Consider the following 18,747-nt stretch of genomic DNA (forward strand, 5'->3'; position numbering starts at 1 on the left):
CTCGTACTCGCCCGACGCGCCGAACCGCAGGCCGACCGCGCCGACGTGATCCAGCCGAACCCCAAGCTCCGCCGCGACCGCCTCAACGGCCGGACGCACGCCGCCGGAAAGGATGCGAACATCCTTCTGCAGCCACAGGAGCGCGGCGACGACTTCGCGCGCATCGGGCACGAGCGTCTGCACGTACTGGCGCCCCACCGCATCCACCTGCGCGCGCGTGGGGCGGATGAGCGCCAGGCGGCGGCCGTACACCTCCTGCAGCGGCACCTCGCCGCGCATGGCGGCGTCGGTGAGCGCGGAGATCTGCTCGCGGAACGGGCCCGCGAGTTCATCGATCCCCTCGATGCGCACGAGGGTGGAATCGCAGTCGAAGACGACGGAAGCGAAGCCGTTCACCGGGTCACCAGCACGGGGGCGGAGTGCGAAGGCGGCATGCTGGCGAAGTGAGCGGCGCTCGGCAATGGCCGCGCCGTCCCCATCGGCCGTCGCGGATGCGGACGATCCGTCACGCCATGAGCACGGGGGCAAAGCCGGCGGGGAGCGCGAGCACGAAGGTGGACCCCACGCCGGGCCGGGAGCGCACGCTGATGTCGCCGCCCAGCCTGCGCGCGAGCTGGCGGGAAAGGCTGAGCCCCATCCCCGTGCCGCCGTACCGCCGCGTCGCGGATCCATCCACCTGCCGGAAGGGCTCAAAGATGGCCTCCTGGTCGGCTTCGTCGATGCCGATCCCCGTATCCTCCACCTCCCACACCACGGCGTGCCGCGCATCGCCGCCGGCGCGCGCCTCGGGCGTCCACGGGGACCCGCTGCTCACGCGGACGCGGACGGTGACGCGGCCGCTGGGGGTGAACTTGTAGGCGTTCCCCACCAGGTTGCGGAGAATGCGCACCACCTGGCTGGGATCGGTTCGCACGGGCACCGCCGCGTCGGGCGCCAGGGTGCGCACCTCCACCTCGGGCGCGGGCGGCGCCAGCCCCGACATGGCCGCGCGCGCCAGGGCCACGGCGTCGCACGTTTCCGGCTTTACGTCCAGCCGGCCCAGCTGCAGGTTGGCCATGCTGAGCAGGTCGTCGATCAGGTGCATGAGCGCCATGGCAGCCGCCTCCACCTTTTCCACGCTCGCCGCCTGATCTTCCGTGAGCGGCCCCGCGTGCTGCTCGCGGAGCAGGTAGGTGAAGCCCAGAATGGCCGTAAGCGGGGTGCGCAGCTCGTGCGAGACGTTCGCAAGGAACTCGTTCTTGAGCCGCCGCGCCTCCTCTGCCTCGCGAAAGCGGGCTTCCAGCTCCACGTTCTGCTCGCGCAGCCGCAGGTTGGCGCGCTGCAGGTCCTCGATCAGGTGCGCCTTCTCGGCCGTGGCGCTCAGCTGGTCGGCCACCAGGCGCAGGAGCGCGCGGTCGCCCTCGTCCAGCTGCTCCGTCTGGCGGAAGTAGAAGGTGAGCGCGCCCTCCGGCCGGCCGGCCAGCACCACGGGGAGCGCCACGGTGGATGCAAAGCCCAGTTCGCGGGCGGCGTCCCACCAGTCGGCCAGCGCGGTGTCGCCAAAGACGTCGTACACCTCCACGAAGCGGTGCTCGGCCACGGCGATCCCCGTAGGGCCCAGGCCCACGCGCACGCGCATCTGGCCCAGGAACGGGCGAAACTCCGTGGGCCAGTTCCACGCCGCCACCAGCCGCAGAACGTCGTCGCTCTCGCGCAGGTACACGCATCCGAACGCCGCGCCCACGACCGGCGCAACGCGTTCCAGCGCAAGCCGATACACGTCTTCGGGAGAGCGCGCCGTGAGGAAGGCGTGGGCGATCTCGCGGGCGGCGCGCAGCTCGCGAACGTGCCGCTCGTGGGCGGGAATTGGCGTAGCTACTGAGGTTTCGTGCACGGCAACTCTCTTGACGTGTGCGGAGGGTGCGCCTACTCTACGGTGCGAACGGCGCCGCCGTTTGGTTGTTGTGCCAATTCACACCCCACTTCGACAGGAGCTCCTTCGTGAACAAGTCTGATCTCATTCAGCAGCTTACCTCCCGTGCCGACCTGAGCCGCTCGGAAGCCACCAAGGCCGTCGACGCGCTGTTCGGTGTCGAGGGCGGCATCATTTCGGAGGCGCTGCGGAACGGGGACAAGGTTCAGATCACGGGGTTCGGCAGCTTCGAGACCAAGAAGCGCGAAGCGCGCAAGGGCCGCAACCCGCGGACCGGCAAGGAGATCGACATCGCCGCCAGCACCAGCGCGGCGTTCAAGATCGGCAAGCGCCTCAAGGACATGCTCGGCGCGTCCTGAACCACGGACGGACGGCGGCGGGTTCGCCGGTAGTTTTCGCGAAAGCCACGGCCCCGCGCCGTGGCTTTCGTGTTTCCCGCCACGGGTGAGTGAGACGCGGTGAAGATGCACGATCCGCGTGCGTGGTCCACGCCGTGGCCCTCACCCGGCTCGCTCCTCTCCGAATAGATGTGGGAGAGAGGCCACACCTGGGGCCGGCGCGGCCTCGAATCCGGTGCCGGCGGCAGACGGCCGTGCTCCGGACCGTTCTCCAGACTCGAAAGCCCGGCCTGAGGATTAGGAAACCGCAGCTCCAACCACCTGAGCTCCCCGTCGTCGCGGGACGCGGCGGGCATCGTGCATGTTGGCGCGACGCACGCGATTCCGCCCACCACTCCCTTGCGCATGGCCCGGAAGAAGCGCCCCCGATCCCCTGAACCACCCTCGCCCGGCGTTTCGCGCGAGGCGTGGGGGCGCGTGCACCCCGAACTGGACCTGCACGGCATGACGGGCGAGGAGGCGCGCACGCGCACGGAGCGGTGGCTTCGCGACCAGCAGGCGCGCAACGTCCGGACGGTGATGGTGGTCACCGGCCGCGGGCTGCACTCGCGCGGCATTCCCGTGGTGCGCAACGAGGTAGAAGACCTGCTCACCGCGCTCAAGGGGCGGCTGGTGAGCAAATGGGAAGCAGCCAGCCAGGGCGGAAGCTTTCGCGTGGAGCTGCGCCGCCCGCCTCCGCCCGAGCGCCGTCCGCCGCGCGCCTTTGAATCCGCCGTGCTGAACGATGCGAACCCCGCGCTGCGCCTGCGCGCCGCCGAGGCCCTCGCCGAACTGGGGGTGAGCCCCACGCCCGCCCTGCTGGACGCCGAAATCCGCCGCCTGCTGGCCGAAGGCGCGGATGAGGGCTGATTTCGCGCCGCAGTGTAGTGGACGCAAAGGGCGGAGCGCAATGGAGGTAAAGAAAGTGCCCGGTGCCCAGTCCCCAGTGCCCAGGATCGGGTGCGCAGGTGGAGGCCGCGGGGTCGGCTGGACGAAAGAAGAGCGGCGCGCAATCGGATTGCGCGCCGCTCTTCTTTCGTCAGGTGCTCAGGCCAGTGCTTTATGCCCAACCGAATCCTTCACTTGGCACTTGGCACTTGGCACTTGGCACTGCTGTTTTCTTAGTCCTCCCGCGGGCGGCGGAATCCGCCACCGCGCGACGGGGCGCCGCCACCCCCGCGGGGCGCGCCGCCACCACCGCCACCACCGCGCGGTCCTCCGTATCCACCGCCACCGCCGCCGGGGCCACCGCGGGGCCGGTCATCGCCGCCGCCGCGCGGGCCGCGGTCGTCGCGGCGCGGAGGACGGTCGTCGCCGCCGCGCGGTCCGCCTTCGCGGGGGCCGGGGCGCTGCGTGCGGCGCATGGGCCCGCCGTCGCGTGCGCCCGCGGGAGCCTTGCGCTGCCGGTCGTAGTCCACGCGCAGGCTGCGGCTCTTCATCGTCGTTCCGTTCAGGGCGCTGATCACGCGCTCCGCCACGTCCGCCGGCACCTCCACGATGCTGAAGGTGTCGCGGATGTCGATCTTGCCGATGTGGCTGCCCGGGATGTCGGCCTCGCCCGCGATGGCGCCCATGAGGTCGCTCGCCCGCACCCCGTCACGCTCGCCCAGGCTGATGAACAGCCGGGTAAAGGCGGAAGGCGCCGGCCCCGCGTCGGTCTGCCCCGCCGCGGGACGGGCCTGCGGGCGCGCCGCGCGGGCCGCCTGCGCCGCCGCGGGCATGGCGTCCGCCGAGGCGGCCACGGCCGCGGGACGGCGGCGCAGCAGCGCCGACGCCGCCGCGGCCACCTCCGCCGGGGTGAAGTCGTCGAACAGCGGCTCCAGGATCAGCATCTGCGCGGACAGGTCCTCCTCGCGGATGGCGCGGCGAAGCTCGCCCCGGAAGGCGCGCAGGTCCGCGGACCGCGACACTGGCTCCTCGCCCGCGATGCCGGCCGGCTGCGCGTGAAAGCCCGCGCGCCTGGCGATCTGCCGCAGGTGGCCCAGTTCGCGCGGCTCCACCAGGATGAATCCCGGGTCCTCGCCGCCGTGGCGGCCGCGGAGCGTCTCCTCGTCGGCGGGCACGTCGAAGCTGATCACCTGCCCGGCGGGCGTCTCCGCCTCGTCCTCGTCGTCCGGCGCGGAGCCGATGACGGCCACTTCCGTGTCCGGATCGTCCGCGTCGCCCACCAGGAACCCGCGCAGGGAAAGCGCCTCGGCCACCTGCGCCGCGCGTTCGTCCGTGCGGCAGTACAGCACCGTCACGTCGCCCTCGCCGCGGCCGTTGCCGCCCAGCAGGCGCGCCACGGTGTCCACCTTGTCCCGGTCCGCCACGGGGACGTAGCCCACCGTGGAGGTGGGCGCCTCGGCGGGCGTGGCGTCGGGGACGGCGGCCTCGGCGGGATAGCGGATGGCGCGCTTGACGCGGCGGCCGGCCAGGTCTTCCACCGGCTCAATGACCTCCGCCGTGACGATGACCCGCTGCGCGTCGCGCGGCAGGTGATCGAACAGCGTTTCCAGCATCTCCCATCCCCCCAGCGCGTGGATCTCGGCGGCGCCGTCGATCACCACCGCCTCCACGCTCTCCAGCTTGACGTCGCTGGAGCGCACGGCTTCCATGACCTCGGCGGGCGTCGCGGCGAGCACGTCCGCCTGCCCCGCGGGCGTTCCCCATCCGCCACCGGACGCACTGACCGTCAAGCCGCCGGCCTGTGCAAAGGGCACCAGTTCCAGCGCCGCGCGGTCCGCCGCCTCGGGGGTGGCGCTGAGGATGAGCAGGCGGGTGCCGCCGGCGGCATCGTCCGCGTCGTCCTCGCCGGTTTCGCGCGGGGCCAGGCGGTCCAGCACGCCCAACCCGTACGCCAGCGTCTTGCCCGAGCCGCTGCCGGCGCGCGCCACGAGGTTGCCTTCGCGTCGAAGCACCGGAATGGCGGCCTGCTGCAGGGCGGTGGGCCGCTCGATCCCGGCATCTTCCAGCGCCGCAAGGAGCGGCTCGCGAAGCCCGAGGTCGTTGAATGAAGCCATGTACGTCGTTCCGTCCGTCTGGGTGGGTCACACCGACGCGCAGCGTCAACCGAATCGCGCGCCCGCATTCGCAAGGTTCCTGCCCGCGACGCATTCCTGCGGCGTGCGGGGTGCACAACTTACGTCACGCGGGCGCGATGCGCGAAGTCCGGCCGGTTTTCGGGGCTCAGCGGGCGCGGACCGACCGGTTTTCGCGCGTGGGGGATCGTGCCGGGGTTCACGCGGACGACGCGGGGTGGCAGGGGAACGCGGGGGAATGGCGGGGGAACGGCATCACGCAGAAACGCGGGTGAGAAATGCAGAAGAGGAGAACAGGCCCGGCGGCTTGTTCTCCTCTTCTTCCCGTTCTTCGATCCCGCAACCGGGCTGTCAGTAGCAGCCGGCGCAGATCTGGTGGCCGGTGCCCTTCTGGCAGGTCGACGGCTGGGTGGGCGCGATCACGCAGTCGTCCGAATCCGTGCCGAAGAAGTCGGTGCCGACCGACGACGACACGCCAAAGCTTTCCACCTTGAGGTCCTGAACGTCGAGCTTCATGGGAAGGGCCCTTTCGAATGCGGAGTAAACACGTGGATTGCGCCGGCGGTGACGTGGGCCGGCGCGCAGGGAATCTCACGTGATCCGGCGATCATGTCAATCTGAATCGGACGTAAAATCCGTAAATCTTCGCTGGCCGCCTCCGGACGAGGACCGCCGGCCGGTGCAGGCGGACTATCGCCCGGAGGCTCCCGCCCGTACTCTGCGCGCTCCCGGTCCGTGATCCATCCGCAGAATCCCATGCCGTTCCATCCTGACGCGCGCGGCCCGCTCGCCGGCATCCGCGTGCTGGACCTGAGCCGGGTGCTCGCCGGCCCGCTCTGCACCATGACGCTCGGCGACCTGGGCGCGGACGTGCTCAAGATCGAGCGCCCCGGCACCGGCGACGACACCCGCACCTGGGGCCCGCCCTGGTCCGCCGGCGCGGAGGGGCGCGAGTCCGCCTACTACCTGTGCGTCAACCGCAACAAGCGCTCGGCCGCGGTGGACCTCAAGTCGGAGGACGGGCGCGCGCTGGTCCGCAGGCTCGCGCGCGACGCCGACGTGCTGGTGGAGAACTACGCGCCGGGGATGATGGACGGCTGGGGACTGGGATACGACGCGCTCGCGGCGGACAATCCCGGCCTCGTCTTCTGCTCCATCACGGGATACGGGTCGGATGGGCCGGAGGCGGGGCGGCCGGGCTACGACTTTGCCGTGCAGGCGCGCTCGGGATGGATGTCCATCACCGGCGACCCGGAGGGCGCGCCCACCAAGGCCGGCATCGCGCTGGTGGACGTGCTCACGGGGCAGAACGCGGCGATCGGCATCCTTGCCGCGCTGCGCGAACGGGAGATTTCCGGGCGCGGGCAGCGGGTGGAAGTCGCGCTGTTCGACTCGGCGATGGCGGGGCTGGTGAACGTGGCGCAGGCCGCGCTGGTGACGGAAAAGGAACCGCGGCGCTGGGGGAACGCGCACGCCACCATCGTTCCGTACCAGACCTTTGACGCCGCGGACCGCCCGGTCGCCGTCGCGGTGGGCAACGATGCGCAGTGGCGGCGGCTCTGCGGCGTGCTCGGGGCGGATGACCTGCGCGACGACGAGCGCTTCGCCACCAACCCGGGCCGTGTGGAGCACCGCGACGTGCTCGTCCCCCTGCTCGCGGCGCGGTTCGCGGTCCGCGATTCCGCCTCATGGCTGGCGGACATGGAGGAGGCCGGCGTCCCCTGCGCGCCCGTGCAGACGGTGGGCGAGGCCCTGCGCGACCCCGTGCTGCGGGAGCGCGGCGGAGTGTGGGAGATGCAGGGCGCCACCTACGGCGCCGTGCGGACGGTGGCGTCCCCCGTGCGCCTGGCCCGCACGCCCGCGAGTGCGCGCCTCCCCGCCCCCGCGCTCGGCGAGCACACAGCGGAGGCCGCCGATTTCGGCTGGCTTCCGCGCCCCGGCGGCCCGTCCGAATCCGCCACGCGCACGCTGCCGTAGGGCTCGTTCCGGGCGGGATTCACCTGCACGCGGCAGAAGGTCCGGCGTGAGGAGCAAGCGTCGCCGCCGCCCCGGCTGTCCTGAGCGGATGAATCCGCCGCTCTGAAAGCGGGAAGCCCCGACTCGTGGCCGCTGACGCGTCCAGGATCGAGGCTTCGACCGACCCGGCGGACGGCCCGGCGTGGCGCACCGAACCATCCCGCACGCCGAACGGCTCCCCCTCTCCCGCGGAGCGGGTGGAGGGGGCTGGGGGGAGGGGGCCTCCTTCGGCCGCGCCGAACCGTCCCAAGCGCACCGTCGCTGCCGTTTTCCTCTCCAGCTTCCGGCCAAGAAGGGGAGCGGGAGGGGCGCGGAAGGGGCCGCCGAGGCTCGCTGCCCGCGCGGTAATCCGGCCTCCGCACCGAACTGGGGTGTGCTCCCTCTCCCACGTCTGTTTGTGGGAGAGGGAGCTCGCGGAGCGAGCGGGTGAGGGCCCTCGGCGCGTCAAGGCGAACGCCATCCCGAACCCTGCGCATCCTCTCCGCCATCACCCCATTGCCGTCATCCAGCGAAGCGAACCAGCAGTGACGACCGGCGCGAAGACCTTGGGCGGCGGCATCAACGCCGCATTGTACCTGCACGGGGCGCGTCTCGCGTTCCGGCGCCAGTTCGCGTACCCGGCGGCCACGTTCTGGGGGCTCACCACCAATCTGTTCTTCGGCGCGCTGCGCGTGGCGGTGATCCTCGCGCTGTTCGGCGCGCGCCCGCAGGTCGCCGGCTTCACCGCCCAGGGCGCCATCACCTACACCGGGCTCACGCAGGCATTCCTGAGCGCCTTTGCCATGTTCGGCTGGTACGACCTCATGCGCACCATCCATCGCGGCGAGGTGGCCACGGAACTGCTGCGCCCGCACTCGTTTCTGGGCTTCTGGATGGCGCAGGACGCCGGGCGCGCCGCCGCCCAGTTTCTGCTGCGCGGCTGCACCATCCTGGCGCTGTACGCGCTGATCTGGGGTCTGCAGCGGCCCGCCAGCCCCGGGCTGCTGGCCGTCAGCATGCTGTTCGCCTGGGCCTGCGGATTCGCGTTCCGCTTCTGGGTGAACTGCGCCGCCTTCTGGTCCGCCGACGCCGTGGGGATCGGCCGGTTCGCGTGGGCGTGGATGGGGCTGGCGTGCGGGTTTCTGATGCCGCTGGCGTTCTTTCCCCCGTGGCTGCAGCGCGTGCTGGCCTGCACCCCGTTCCCCAGCATGATGAACACCATGGTGGAGGTCTGGCTGGGCGTGCGCACCGGCGCCGGCGCGGTGCAGGGCATCGCCGTGCAGGCGGCGTGGACGGTGGCCCTGCTGGCCCTGGCGCGCCTCACGCTCGCGCGCGGGCTGCGCCGGCTGGAGGTGGCCGGTGGCTGACCTCGTGGGCGGCGCGCGCCACCACCTGCGCCTGTACCGGCGGCTGATCGGCGCGCAGATCCGCTCGCAGCTGGTCTACCGGTTCGCCTTCGTGCTGGACGCGGCCGCCGCGGCGCTCATCACCGGCACCGAGTTCGTGGCCTTCGCGCTGGTGCTTCCCCGCTTTGGCGGCTTCAACGGATGGAGCCTGGGCGAGGTCGCGCTGCTGTACGGCATGGCGGAGCTCGCGTTCGTGCTGATGGACCTGGTGTTCGGCGGCTTCGACGCGCCCACCATCAGCACCCACGTGCGCACCGGCAGCTTCGACACCTTTCTGCTGCGCCCGGTGCCGCTCCCGCTGCAGATCTTCGGGTCGGACTTCGCGCTGCGCCGCGTGACGCGCGTTGCGCTCGCGGCATCCATCCTGGCGTACGGCGTCGCGGGCGCGGGGGTGGACTGGACGGCCGGCGCCGTGCTCCTGCTGGCGGCGAGCGTGCTGGGGATGATCGCCTTCTTCGGCGGGCTCTTCGTGGTGGGCGGCACGCTGACCTTCTGGACGGTGGACAGCGTGGAAGCCATGAACGTGCTCACCTACGGCGGCCGCACGCTGATCTCGTTCCCCATGGACATCTACGGCACGTGGCTGCGCCGCACCTTCACCTACCTGATCCCCGCGGCGTTCCTCAGCTACTTTCCCGTCCTGCACGTGCTGGGGCGCCCGCTGCCGGACGGGCTGCCGCGATGGGCGGCGTTCCTTCCGCTGGTGATCGGCCCGCTGCTGCTGGCCGCCGCGTTCGCGTTCTGGCGCGTGGGCGTGCGCCGCTACCACGGAGCGGGCAGTTGAACCGTCCATCTCCTCCGCGCCGGGGCCGCGCATGATTACCGTCGAGCACCTGCACAAGACGTTCGTCACGCGCACGGGCGGGCTGCTGCGCGGAACGCGGCGGACGGTGGAGGCCGTGCGTGACGTGAGCTTCAGCGTCGCGCGGGGCGAGGTGGTGGGCTACCTGGGGCCCAACGGGGCGGGAAAGAGCACGACCATCAAGGTGCTCACCGGCCTGCTCGTTCCCACCTCCGGCCGCGTGGACGTGGGCGGGCTGGTGCCCTGGCGCGACCGGCGCCGCCACGTGGCCCGGCTGGGCGCCGTCTTTGGCCAGCGCACCACGCTCTGGTGGGACCTCCCGGTGCGCGACTCGCTGGACCTGCTGCGCGACGTGTATCGCGTTCCGCGCGAACGCTTTCGGCAGAACCTGGCCGCGTTCACGGAGCTGCTGGACCTCGGCCCCTTCCTGGGCACCCCCGCGCGCTCGCTCAGCCTGGGGCAGCGGATGCGGGCGGACCTCGCCGCCGCCCTGCTGCACGATCCCGAACTGCTGTTTCTGGACGAGCCCACGGTGGGGCTGGACGTGGTGGCCAAGGAGCGCATCCGCGCCTTCGTGCAGCACATCAACGCCGAGCGCGGCGTCACGGTTCTGCTGACCACGCACGACCTTACGGACACCGAGCGGCTCGCCCGGCGCGTGCTGATCATCGACCACGGCCGCCTGCTGTACGATGGCGGGCTCCCCGACCTGCAGGCGCGGTTCGGCGGCGCGCGCGAACTGGTGGTGGAGTTCGAGTCGGCACCCACGGATCCCGCCATTGATGGGCTGCAGTTGATCGGCGCGGAGGGGCCGCGCGTCACCTACGCCTTCGACGGCGCGGCGGCGCGTCCGATTGCGCTTGTGACGGCGCACGCGCCGGTGCGCGACATCGAGGTCCGCGAGCCGGACGTCGAGGCCACCATCCGCCGCATCTACGAGGACGGCCTGCTGCGCACGGACGGCTCGTGATCCGCCGTGCACCCGCGCCGTGGCGGATACGGAGTCGCATCGTCAGAGAGGGAGATGCGCGGAACGGGCGCCGATCGTGCGTGGCGGCCGGGCAGGCGCTTTTGGTGGATGTGTTTACGCGGGAGGATGGATGACGGTGCGTGGATGGAGGAGCGCCGCGCGGGTGATGGTCATCGCGCTGGCGGCGATGGGGACGGCGGATCGCGCGGAGGCGCAGTTCCGGTCCGCATCGGCAGTCTCGCTCAGCGGCGGAGCGCGGATGTACGACCAGGGAGGCAATCTCGCCGTCTCGCTGCGGACGGAGTTTCCCGTCGGAGACCTGCTGGCGGTGGAGTTCTCCGGCTCGGTGGCGGACCCGGTGGAGGGGGCGGCGCGATCCACGGCGAGCGTGCTGGAGGCCCAGCTTCAACTCCCCGTCCGGCTGGGGGAGGTGCTGACCCCGTACGCCGGCGCGGGAATCGGGTTCGCGAAGACGTACACGGGGCAGAACGCGGACTCCCGCGCGCAGACGGTTCTCTCCGCCAGCGTGGGCGTGCGCGCCGGCTTTTCGCGCGAATTGGGGCTCGTGGCGGACGCGCGGTTCCGCGGCATCGGCGGTGCATGGGAGGGCGACCACGTGGACCTGACGGTGGGGATGCGCTACCAGTTCCGCTGACCGCGGCCCGAACGCATGCGAGGCGCGGAGATCAAGTCTCCGCGCCTCGTCTTTCCGGATGATCAGCCGCGTCGCTACTCCGCCGCGATCACCAGCCCCCGGTCCACCAGGTCTTCCGCCTCCAGGCGCGAAAGCAGCCGCCCCGCGCGCAGGGCGCGGAACGCCGCCGCCGTCGCGGCGGGAACCATGCGCAGCGAGCGGGGCTCCGTCCGCGCGTCCATCACCAGGTGAAATACCCCCTCGAGCAGGTCGTCGTACGGAAGCGGGCGCTTGGCGGCCAGGGCGCCCAGCACCGCGCCGGGCTCGCGGCTGAACCGGGCCACCCCCACCAGCGGATGGGTGCGCAGCGGCGCATCCGCCCGCGCGCGTTCCGCCGCGCCGCCCAGCGCATCCATCGTGCGGCGCGGGGCCAGCAGCGCCAGTTCGAAGCCCTCCATCTCCCACTCCAGCACCTCGCCCACCAGCGGATCCTCCACCTCGCCGGCCGCGATGCGCCCGCGCACAAAGGCGGCGAAGCGGCGGACCTCGGTGGGCGCGTTGCGCTCCACCACCGGGTTCTGCGCCCAGTAGGCGCTTGCGAGGCCGCGCATCGCGGTGCCGAGCAGAAAGCAGGTGTAGCGCAGTTGCGACGCGAGCGGCGCCAGGCGGTTGCTGCGGTACAGCATGGCGTTCACCGTCATGCCGCGCTGCCCGGCGGCGTCGCGCAGGCGCATGCGCTCGCGCTCCGTGAGCGTGTACCCGCGCAGCCCTTCCGCGTCGTCCCCCGCGCGCACGCGGGCGCACAGCTCAGGCGAGGCGGCCAGCGCCACGATGGCACGCTGAAAGTCCGCGAGCGCCATCAGCCGCGGGCCGCGGGGCGCCGGTTCCACGCCTCGCGCGCGCGCTCCAGCTCGCGCAGCACGCCGTCGTCCCCGCCCAGCGCGGGAAGGTAGCCGTCCTCGAACTCAAAGGTGATGGCGCACAGGTTGGGTGCGGCGGCCACCACCTCGTCCAGCAGGTCCCACACGGGTCCCGCCACGGGGCCGGCGTGCGAGTCGGTGTACATCCCGCCCATCTCGCTTCCGCCGGCGATGTGCAGTTCCACCACGCGCGACAGGTCCACCGCGCGCAGGAACTCGCGTGCGTCGAATCCGTGGTTCACCGAATTCGCGTACACGTTGTGGATGTCCAGCAGCAGCCCGCACCCGCCGCGCGCCGAGAGCGCGTTCAGGAATTCGGGCTCGCTCATGTCCTGATCCGGAAGGTCCACGTAGTAGACGTTGTTCTCCAGCAGGAACGGAACGGGAACGATCTCCCGCACCCGCTGCGCGCGCTCGGCCACCATCTCCAGCACGTCGTGGTCGTACGGCACGGGGACGGCGAGCCCGGCAAGGTCGCTGTGCGCGTCCAGCCCGGGAAGGCGGTTGAAGGACAGGTGGTCGCTGTGCCACGGAAAGCCGTAGCGCGCCTGCCACCGCGCGATCTGCCGCACGTGCTCCTCGTCGAACAGGTCCGCGCTCCCGATGCTGAGCCCCACGGAGTGCCCCACGATGGGCTTTCGCTCCGCGACCCAGTCCAGGAGCTCCACCTGCCGGTCCATCTCGCGAAAGCGCGTCCCGGCCCGCGGCCCGTCATCCGCCCAGAACCGGTCCGGCACGATGGCCATGTAGTCCAACGTGTCCACGTGCTGGCGCAGAAAGGCCGGCAGGGACGGCACGTACAGCACGCCCACGCCCAGTCGGGGCAGGGACGCAAGGTCGGGCGCGGCGGCCGCGGCGGGACGGGCGATGGTCATGGGTCACTGCGGAAGGGGTACGAACGCGGCGGCTCCGCCCACCCTGGACGGAGCCGCCGGAGGTACGGCGAGCTTACGCTTCGGCCGCCGGAGCGGGCTCGATGGTGCCCTCGAACCACGGATCCCGCGGCGGCGTGCCGGACAGGCAGGTGGGGCAGCCGGTCGGCTCGGTGGGCCAGGTGGGGTCGATGATCGCGGGCTCGCTCTTGCTGATGGCCATGGGGTCCTCCAGGGGAGTGGATGAGAGTCCTGCTGTGAAGTGCATGGATGATGGAGCAAAACGGCCCATCCGTCAATGATCGGCGGATAATGGATACGGGGTGGACGCGCGGTTCCGGGGAGAAGCGCCGGCCTGGTCTGCGCACGGGAGATCAGGTGGAGTGCGGGCGTTCGGCCCGCGCGCGGACGGGAATCCTGCAGCCGCCATGGCGATGCCGGCCGGTCCGGGCGTTCGCCCCCCCCCCGCGTGACGCCCGGCTCGATTGCTCCGTCACTCCGGTGATTGAAACGACGGCCCGGCCCGCCGAAGCGGTCATTCTCCGCGAACATCGACGCCAGACGAAAGCCGTGGATCGGTACCCCAGACGACATCGCGCGCCGAAAGTCTTTGCGCGATCCGTGTGATGTCCCTAGTTTGGGCCTGAAAGGGTCCGCGCTCCGACCCTGCCCCAACCTCATCCCTGACTCCGGAGCCCGCCAGGATGCCACGTCCTGCTCCCCAAGCCATTCGCCATCGCCGGCCGTCGTACCTGGCGCCTCCGCCGCTGCTGCTGGAATCGGAGCCGTTTGAGGGTGCCGCGCTGCTGCAGGAGCAGCCCGGGCCGCTGGGTGTCGTGCTCTGGAAGTCGCTGCGCGACGTCTCGCTCTGGACGTCCGCCGGCCCCGAGGAGCGCCCCACGCTCTTCGTCCCCTCCGCGGCGGGCGCGCGCGGGGCGGAGATCGCGGAGGCCGCCACGCCGGAGCTGTGGGCCCCGCTGCTGGTGATCGCCCACGTGCTCGCCGAGCCGGTGCGGGTGGACGAGCGGCGGCTGGTGCACGCCTGCCGCACCATCGCCGACTGGGGACGCAGGCAGGGCGCCACCGCGGTGCAGCTCGCGTTCACCCAGGCCGCCGCGCGGCTGGTGCCCGACGAGCCGCGCCTGGCCTACGCCGTGGGCCGGCTGGCCCGCGACCGCGGCGAGTACGCCCGCGGCGAAAGCTGGCTGCGCGCCTCCATCAGCCTGTCGCGCAACCAGGACTGGCACACGTACGCCTTGGGCTACCTGAGCCTGGGATCGTTGTACCAGATGATCGGCAACCTGCCCGCCGCGCGGGTCGTGACGGTGCGCGGCTACCGCACGGCGTCCAGGCGCCGCCTGCGGCCGCTCCGCGGGACGGCGCTGCACAACCTGTTCTCCATCGCCGGCGAAATGCTGGATTTTCGCCGTGCGCACAAGTACGCGCTGCTGGCGTTCCGGCAGTACGGGCCGGACCACGAGCGGTTCCCCGCGCTGGTGCAGGACGTGGCCTGCTTCTGGATTCTGCACGGATGCTTCGATCTGGCCGTGCGCGCGTTCCATTCGGTGCTGCCGCGCTTTACGGCGGGCGAGGACCGCATGCTGGTCCTGGCGAACCTCGCGCGCGCGGCCGCGGCCGCCGGCCACACGACCCTGTACCTTGCCGCGCGTGCAGAAAGCGCCGCACTGATGTCGTTCCCGCAGCGCCCGGAACGAGAGGCTCAGGTGTGGCTGAACCTTGCGCGCGCCGATGCCACCGCGGGACTGACGGAGCAGGCCGAAGCCGCTCTCGGCCGTGCGGAGGTTCTCGCGGACCAGCTGCGCCTCGGCCTCATGCGGTTTGAGGCGGAAGCGCTGCGCGGCGCCATTCAATCCGCCCGGATGCAGAGCGCCCGCGTCGAGGCTGCTACCGGCACCCCGGGGCTGCGCGACGAGGCGGAACAGCTTGCGACGGCCATTCTGGAAAGCCTCGCGCCCAGCACCCGGATGAGCGGAGCGGGGGCGTAGCCGCGCGTCACGGCTCCGCGCGAGTTCCGCCCCCCAGAAATCCGGTTCCGTTGGTCAGGCTCTCCGACTGCGATCCCTGCGAAGGCGATCCAGCGGCCGGGGCGGTGGGGGAGCCGGAGCAGGCGGCCAGGGTCAGCAGGGCGGCCGCGGCGGTCAGGCGGATGATCTTCATCGTGCCTCTCAGAGAGCGTGAGGTGAAGAGAAAGTGTCCGGGAACGCCCCGGCTTCCTGTAAAGTGCACAGTGTTGGTGCACTCCGTCAATCAAAACGCGTCGTACAACGCATCGCAGCCGACACGTATGGAAACCCCGCCCCGATCCGTGCTCCTCATGCACCCCTCCGCCGCGCTGGCGGAGGCGCTGCGCACCGCCGTGGGCGGCGAAGGGCGGGTGTGGACGCTGGCGGGGTGGGATGAGCTGGAGGCGGCGCTGCACCGCGCGCCGCCCAGCGTGGTGGCGTTCGTGGACCCGTTCCTGGGCCAGGAGGAGGGAACCCCGTCGCCGCGCCTGCTGGACCTGCTGCGCGACGTGCGCTCCGCCATCGTGGTGGCCGCGTTTCCCGTGGCGGCAGACACGCTGCGCCACCTGGAGCAGATGGTGCGCGCCGGGCTGGCGGACGTGGTGGACGTGGGGCGCGAGGACACCCCGGCGGCGCTGCGGCAGCGGCTCATCGCGGTGCGCCGGCGCTCCGTGGCGCGCCTGCTGGACCGGGCCCTTCCGCGCAGCACTCCCAGCCGCACGCGGGCCCTGCTCACCGCCGCGGCGGAGGCGGCCGCGGCCGGCGAGGGCGCGGCGGAGTTCGCCGCCGCGCTGGGCGCCACGGAGCGCACCGTGCTGCGCTGGTGCCGCCGCGCGGACCTGCCGCACCCGCGCCGCCTGCTGGCCTGGCTGCGCGTGCTTCTCGCGGCCGAGATGCTGGACGATCCCGGGCGCCCGCTCACCGTCATTGCGCGGGCGTGCGGCTACTCCAGCGACGCGGCGCTGCGCAACGCCCTGCGCTCGTTCCTGGGCAGCCCTCCCGGCACGCTCCGCGGACACGCCTTTTCCGCCGCCGCGAGTGCATTTGCACGCGAGCTGTTCAGCCTGCGCGAAGCCGCCGCGGCGCGCGGCCGGCCGGACCGCACCTGGCTGCACTGACGCGGCGCATCCGTGCGGACGACGCGGCGGCTCCGCACGCACCGGGGGCCGCTTTCTCGTTTCCGTCCCGGCCTCCCTCCTCCGTTTCCGTCCCGCGTCACATCCGGCCCGGCTCGGGCGTTGCACCCCGGCGGCATGAGCGCGCGACAAGGCGTCCGCCGGAGCAACGGAATCCGTGTGAGAGGATTGTGATGATGAGAGCGTGGTTGGTCCGGCTGGCCCCGGTTCTGGTCCTGTTCACCGCGGGCGCGTGCGACTCGCCGTTCACCAGCAACGGCGACGAGGAGCAGCGCCGTCGGCTGGCCGAGGCGCGTGAGCGGTGGGAGGAAAGCGGCGTGCGCTCGTACAGCTACACGGCCAAGCTGGACTGCTTCTGCGCGCCCGCCGACTCGCTGCTCCCCGTGCGCGTCACCGTGCGCAGCGGCCAGGCGGTGAGCCGCGCGTACGTGGTGGGGGCGGGCCAGCCCGCGCGGGCGGCTTCGGAGGCGCTGTTCGGCGCGTACGACACCGTGGAGGAACTGTTCGAGGTCATCGAGGACCAGGTGCGCGGGAGCCCGGCGGTGCTCAACGTGTCCTACGACGAGACCTACGGTTTCCCCAACGTGATCGCCGTGGACCCCGCGGGCGACGTGCCCAACGACCAGCGGGCGGTGCTGGTGACGGGGTTCGCCGTCGCGACCACCACCACCGGCACCTGACGCCGGGCCCCGATGCACGACGCCCCGCCGGAACCGGTTCCGGCGGGGCGCCTTTTCGTGTCGGCCCGGGCTACTGGGTGGCGGTGGCGTCGCCATCGGACAGGCGCCGCACCGAAACCGTGTTGCGGCGCAGGTCCCAGTACAGCTGCTCGTTTCCGCGCGTGCTGAAGATGGGCGAGGTCAGCACGAATCCGCCGGTGGCCTGCGCCTGCAGCCGGTAGGTGCCGCCCAGGTCCGGCCGCCGCACCGTGAGCGTCTCCACCCCCAGCGTGGTGAGCCGACCCACCAGGATGGGCATGGTGCCGCCGCCCTCGGGCACCAGGTTGATGCGGGGCTGCTGAGTGATTACCCCGTCGTTCTGAATGACGACCCGCAGGATCTCCGGCGGGGTTTCCTCTTCGCCGGGCCGGGTGGTCGCGCATCCCGTTACCACGATGGCCGCCAGCAGGCTGGCCACGATTCTGATCGCACGCATGTTCGCTCTTCCGTTGGGGTCCGGGACCCTGGACGAGCACTGTGCGTGCCACGGCACGCTACACCTCGTCGACGGGCTCCCGGGCCGGGCCGTCGGACCCCTCCTCGTCTCCCGCCGCGGCCGGGTCCGCGGCCGGAAACAGCAGGTCGCCCAGGGTGTCCAGCAGCTGCTGCGTGTTGTCGCCGTTCACCGCGCTCACGGGAATGGCCTGGTCGGGATCGATCTCCAGCTTCTGCACCGCCGCGCGAAACTGGTCCTGGCGCTTCATCAGGCTCAGCTTGTCGGACTTGGTAAAGGCGAACAGGACGGGGATCTCCAGCCGCGCCAGGTAGTTCACGTTGCGCAGGTCGTCGGGCGTGGGCCCGGTGCGCAGGTCGATGAGCTGCACCATTCCCACCAGGTCCGTGCGTGCGGTCAGAAAGGCGTCGATGACCCCCTCCCACTTGCGCTGCAGGTCCTTGGGCGCCTTGGCGAAGCCGTAGCCGGGAAGGTCCACCAGAAAGAAGTCGCCCAGGTCGGCGCGCACGCGGTAGAAGTTGATTTCCTGCGTCTTGCCGGGCTGCTGCGACACACGCGCGATGGCGGTGCGGGTGCGCCCCAGCAGCCGGTTGATGAGCGACGACTTGCCCACGTTGGAGCGCCCGGCGAACGCCACCTGCGGCATTCCCCGCGCGCTCTCCGGCGGCTGCTGGCCCAGCTGGCCGATGGCCCCGGCGAATTCGACGGACTTGATTTTCACAGCAGGGAATAGGGAATAGGGAATAGGGAATAGGGAATAGGGACAGCGAACGGCAGGGGCGCCGTGCGGCGCGTTCCGGGAGAGCGGGGAAACGAGCGACCCCGCCGCCGGGGAGCCGGCGCGGGGTCGGGACAACGGGACACGGGTCGCGGGCAGGAGCAGAGCCTGCGCCGGGCCACCTATTCCCTATTCCCTATTCCCTGCAGTTCACGCTTCCTTCTTGCGCCGCGGCTCGGCGGCCAGCACCAGGAGCGGCGGCACCGCGTCCGTTACGCACTCCGGGGTGACGACCACCTCGCGCACGTCCTCGCGCGACGGGATGTCGAACATGATGTCGCGCATCAGCGTCTCGATCACGGCGCGCAGGCCGCGGGCGCCCGTGCCGCGCTCGATGGCCTGCCGCGCGATGGCCCGGATGGCCGCCGGATCAAAGGTGATCCCCACGCCGTCCATCCCGAAGATCTTCTGGTACTGCTTCACCAGCGCGTTCTTGGGCTCGGTAAGGATGCGCACCAGCGCGTCCTCGTCCAGGTTCTCCAGCGTGACCGTTACGGGAAGGCGGCCCACCAGCTCGGGGATCAGGCCGAAGCGCAGCAGGTCCTCCGGCTCCACGTCGCGGAACGGATCGGTGTCGTCGGCCTCGCCGCCCTTGCTGGCCGCCGCCGCCGCAAAGCCGATCTGCCGCTTTCCGCGCCGCGCCTCGATCACCTTGTCCAGTCCGTCGAACGCCCCGCCGCAGATGAAGAGGATGTGGCGGGTGTTGATCTGGATGTACTCCTGCTGCG

21 protein-coding genes are annotated in these 18,747 nt (G+C 71.7%); 10 read left to right on the forward strand and 11 right to left on the reverse strand.

Going from position 1 to position 18,747, the window contains the following annotated elements; translation table 11 throughout:
• A partial coding sequence (locus VF665_RS14495) for a haloacid dehalogenase-like hydrolase (RefSeq protein ID WP_331054151.1) occupies positions 1-396 on the reverse strand: 396 nt, incomplete at its 3' end.
• Between the two features lie 109 nt (positions 397-505).
• Complete coding sequence (locus VF665_RS14500; RefSeq protein ID WP_331054152.1) at positions 506-1,873, reverse strand: GAF domain-containing sensor histidine kinase; 1,368 nt, start codon at positions 1,871-1,873, stop codon at positions 506-508.
• A gap of 107 nt (positions 1,874-1,980) precedes the next feature.
• Between VF665_RS14500 and VF665_RS14505 the strand changes: the two genes are divergently transcribed.
• Positions 1,981-2,271, forward strand: a complete 291-nt coding sequence (locus VF665_RS14505) for an HU family DNA-binding protein (protein WP_331054153.1) — start codon at positions 1,981-1,983, stop codon at positions 2,269-2,271.
• 384 nt (positions 2,272-2,655) lie between these two features.
• Positions 2,656-3,159: a Smr/MutS family protein gene (locus VF665_RS14510; RefSeq protein WP_331054154.1), complete on the forward strand. Its 504-nt coding sequence runs from the start codon at positions 2,656-2,658 to the stop codon at positions 3,157-3,159.
• Between the two features lie 251 nt (positions 3,160-3,410).
• Here the strand turns inward: VF665_RS14510 and VF665_RS14515 are convergent, their stop codons facing one another.
• Both VF665_RS14515 and VF665_RS14520 read right to left on the reverse strand, forming a co-directional pair.
• A complete protein-coding gene (locus tag VF665_RS14515) occupies positions 3,411-5,291 on the reverse strand; it encodes a DEAD/DEAH box helicase (protein ID WP_331054155.1) in 1,881 nt (626 codons plus the stop codon).
• Between the two features lie 369 nt (positions 5,292-5,660).
• Entirely contained in the window at positions 5,661-5,825 is a 165-nt protein-coding gene (locus VF665_RS14520) for a hypothetical protein (RefSeq protein ID WP_331054156.1), read from the reverse strand.
• A 240-nt stretch (positions 5,826-6,065) separates the two neighbouring features.
• On the opposite strand from VF665_RS14520, the gene VF665_RS14525 reads away from it, so the two are divergent.
• From VF665_RS14525 to VF665_RS14545, 5 genes are all read left to right on the forward strand, one after another.
• Positions 6,066-7,286, forward strand: a complete 1,221-nt coding sequence (locus VF665_RS14525; protein WP_331054157.1) for a CoA transferase — start codon at positions 6,066-6,068, stop codon at positions 7,284-7,286.
• A gap of 563 nt (positions 7,287-7,849) precedes the next feature.
• Complete coding sequence (locus tag VF665_RS14530) at positions 7,850-8,671, forward strand: ABC transporter permease (protein WP_331054158.1); 822 nt, start codon at positions 7,850-7,852, stop codon at positions 8,669-8,671.
• A complete protein-coding gene (locus tag VF665_RS14535) occupies positions 8,664-9,494 on the forward strand; it encodes an ABC transporter permease (RefSeq protein ID WP_331054159.1) in 831 nt (276 codons plus the stop codon). The genes VF665_RS14530 and VF665_RS14535 overlap by 8 nt, the downstream gene beginning before the upstream one ends.
• A 31-nt stretch (positions 9,495-9,525) precedes the next feature.
• The gene (locus tag VF665_RS14540) at positions 9,526-10,482 is read left to right on the forward strand and encodes an ATP-binding cassette domain-containing protein (RefSeq protein ID WP_331054160.1); all 957 of its coding nucleotides are present in this window, start codon (positions 9,526-9,528) and stop codon (positions 10,480-10,482) included.
• A gap of 130 nt (positions 10,483-10,612) precedes the next feature.
• A complete protein-coding gene (locus VF665_RS14545) occupies positions 10,613-11,137 on the forward strand; it encodes an outer membrane beta-barrel protein (protein ID WP_331054161.1) in 525 nt (174 codons plus the stop codon).
• A 74-nt stretch (positions 11,138-11,211) separates the two neighbouring features.
• On the opposite strand, the gene VF665_RS14550 is transcribed toward VF665_RS14545, so the two are convergent.
• The 3 genes from VF665_RS14550 to VF665_RS14560 all read right to left on the reverse strand — a co-directional run bounded on the left by VF665_RS14550 (position 11,212) and on the right by VF665_RS14560 (position 13,131).
• Positions 11,212-12,006, reverse strand: a complete 795-nt coding sequence (locus tag VF665_RS14550; protein WP_331054162.1) for a hypothetical protein — start codon at positions 12,004-12,006, stop codon at positions 11,212-11,214.
• Positions 11,976-12,911 carry a DUF692 domain-containing protein gene (locus tag VF665_RS14555; protein WP_331054163.1) on the reverse strand — a complete coding sequence of 312 codons (936 nt, stop codon included), beginning with the start codon at positions 12,909-12,911 and terminating at the stop codon, positions 11,976-11,978. Before VF665_RS14555 ends, VF665_RS14550 begins: the two co-directional genes overlap by 31 nt.
• Before the next feature lie 73 nt (positions 12,912-12,984).
• On the reverse strand, positions 12,985-13,131 hold the full coding sequence (locus tag VF665_RS14560) for a hypothetical protein (protein WP_331054164.1): 147 nt from the start codon (positions 13,129-13,131) through the stop codon (positions 12,985-12,987).
• A 481-nt stretch (positions 13,132-13,612) separates the two neighbouring features.
• Between VF665_RS14560 and VF665_RS14565 the strand changes: the two genes are divergently transcribed.
• Positions 13,613-14,914 (forward strand): hypothetical protein, encoded by a 1,302-nt coding sequence (locus VF665_RS14565; RefSeq protein WP_331054165.1) that lies wholly within the window; start codon positions 13,613-13,615, stop codon positions 14,912-14,914.
• Between the two features lie 7 nt (positions 14,915-14,921).
• Here the strand turns inward: VF665_RS14565 and VF665_RS14570 are convergent, their stop codons facing one another.
• Positions 14,922-15,086, reverse strand: coding sequence for a hypothetical protein (locus VF665_RS14570; RefSeq protein WP_331054166.1), 165 nt, complete (start codon positions 15,084-15,086; stop codon positions 14,922-14,924).
• Positions 15,087-15,243: 157 nt separating this feature from the next.
• On the opposite strand from VF665_RS14570, the gene VF665_RS14575 reads away from it, so the two are divergent.
• On the forward strand, positions 15,244-16,050 hold the full coding sequence (locus tag VF665_RS14575; RefSeq protein ID WP_331054167.1) for a helix-turn-helix domain-containing protein: 807 nt from the start codon (positions 15,244-15,246) through the stop codon (positions 16,048-16,050).
• A gap of 194 nt (positions 16,051-16,244) precedes the next feature.
• A complete protein-coding gene (locus tag VF665_RS14580) occupies positions 16,245-16,748 on the forward strand; it encodes a DUF6174 domain-containing protein (protein ID WP_331054168.1) in 504 nt (167 codons plus the stop codon).
• Between the two features lie 70 nt (positions 16,749-16,818).
• Here the strand turns inward: VF665_RS14580 and VF665_RS14585 are convergent, their stop codons facing one another.
• From VF665_RS14585 to VF665_RS14595, 3 genes are all read right to left on the reverse strand, one after another.
• Complete coding sequence (locus VF665_RS14585) at positions 16,819-17,223, reverse strand: hypothetical protein (protein ID WP_331054169.1); 405 nt, start codon at positions 17,221-17,223, stop codon at positions 16,819-16,821.
• Between the two features lie 58 nt (positions 17,224-17,281).
• Positions 17,282-17,962, reverse strand: a complete 681-nt coding sequence (yihA, locus tag VF665_RS14590; RefSeq protein WP_331054170.1) for a ribosome biogenesis GTP-binding protein YihA/YsxC — start codon at positions 17,960-17,962, stop codon at positions 17,282-17,284.
• A gap of 207 nt (positions 17,963-18,169) precedes the next feature.
• On the reverse strand, positions 18,170-18,747 hold a 578-nt coding region (locus VF665_RS14595), incomplete at its 5' end, for an AAA family ATPase (RefSeq protein WP_331054171.1).

This window comes from Longimicrobium sp., assembly GCF_036387355.1.
Lineage (GTDB): Bacteria > Gemmatimonadota > Gemmatimonadetes > Longimicrobiales > Longimicrobiaceae > Longimicrobium.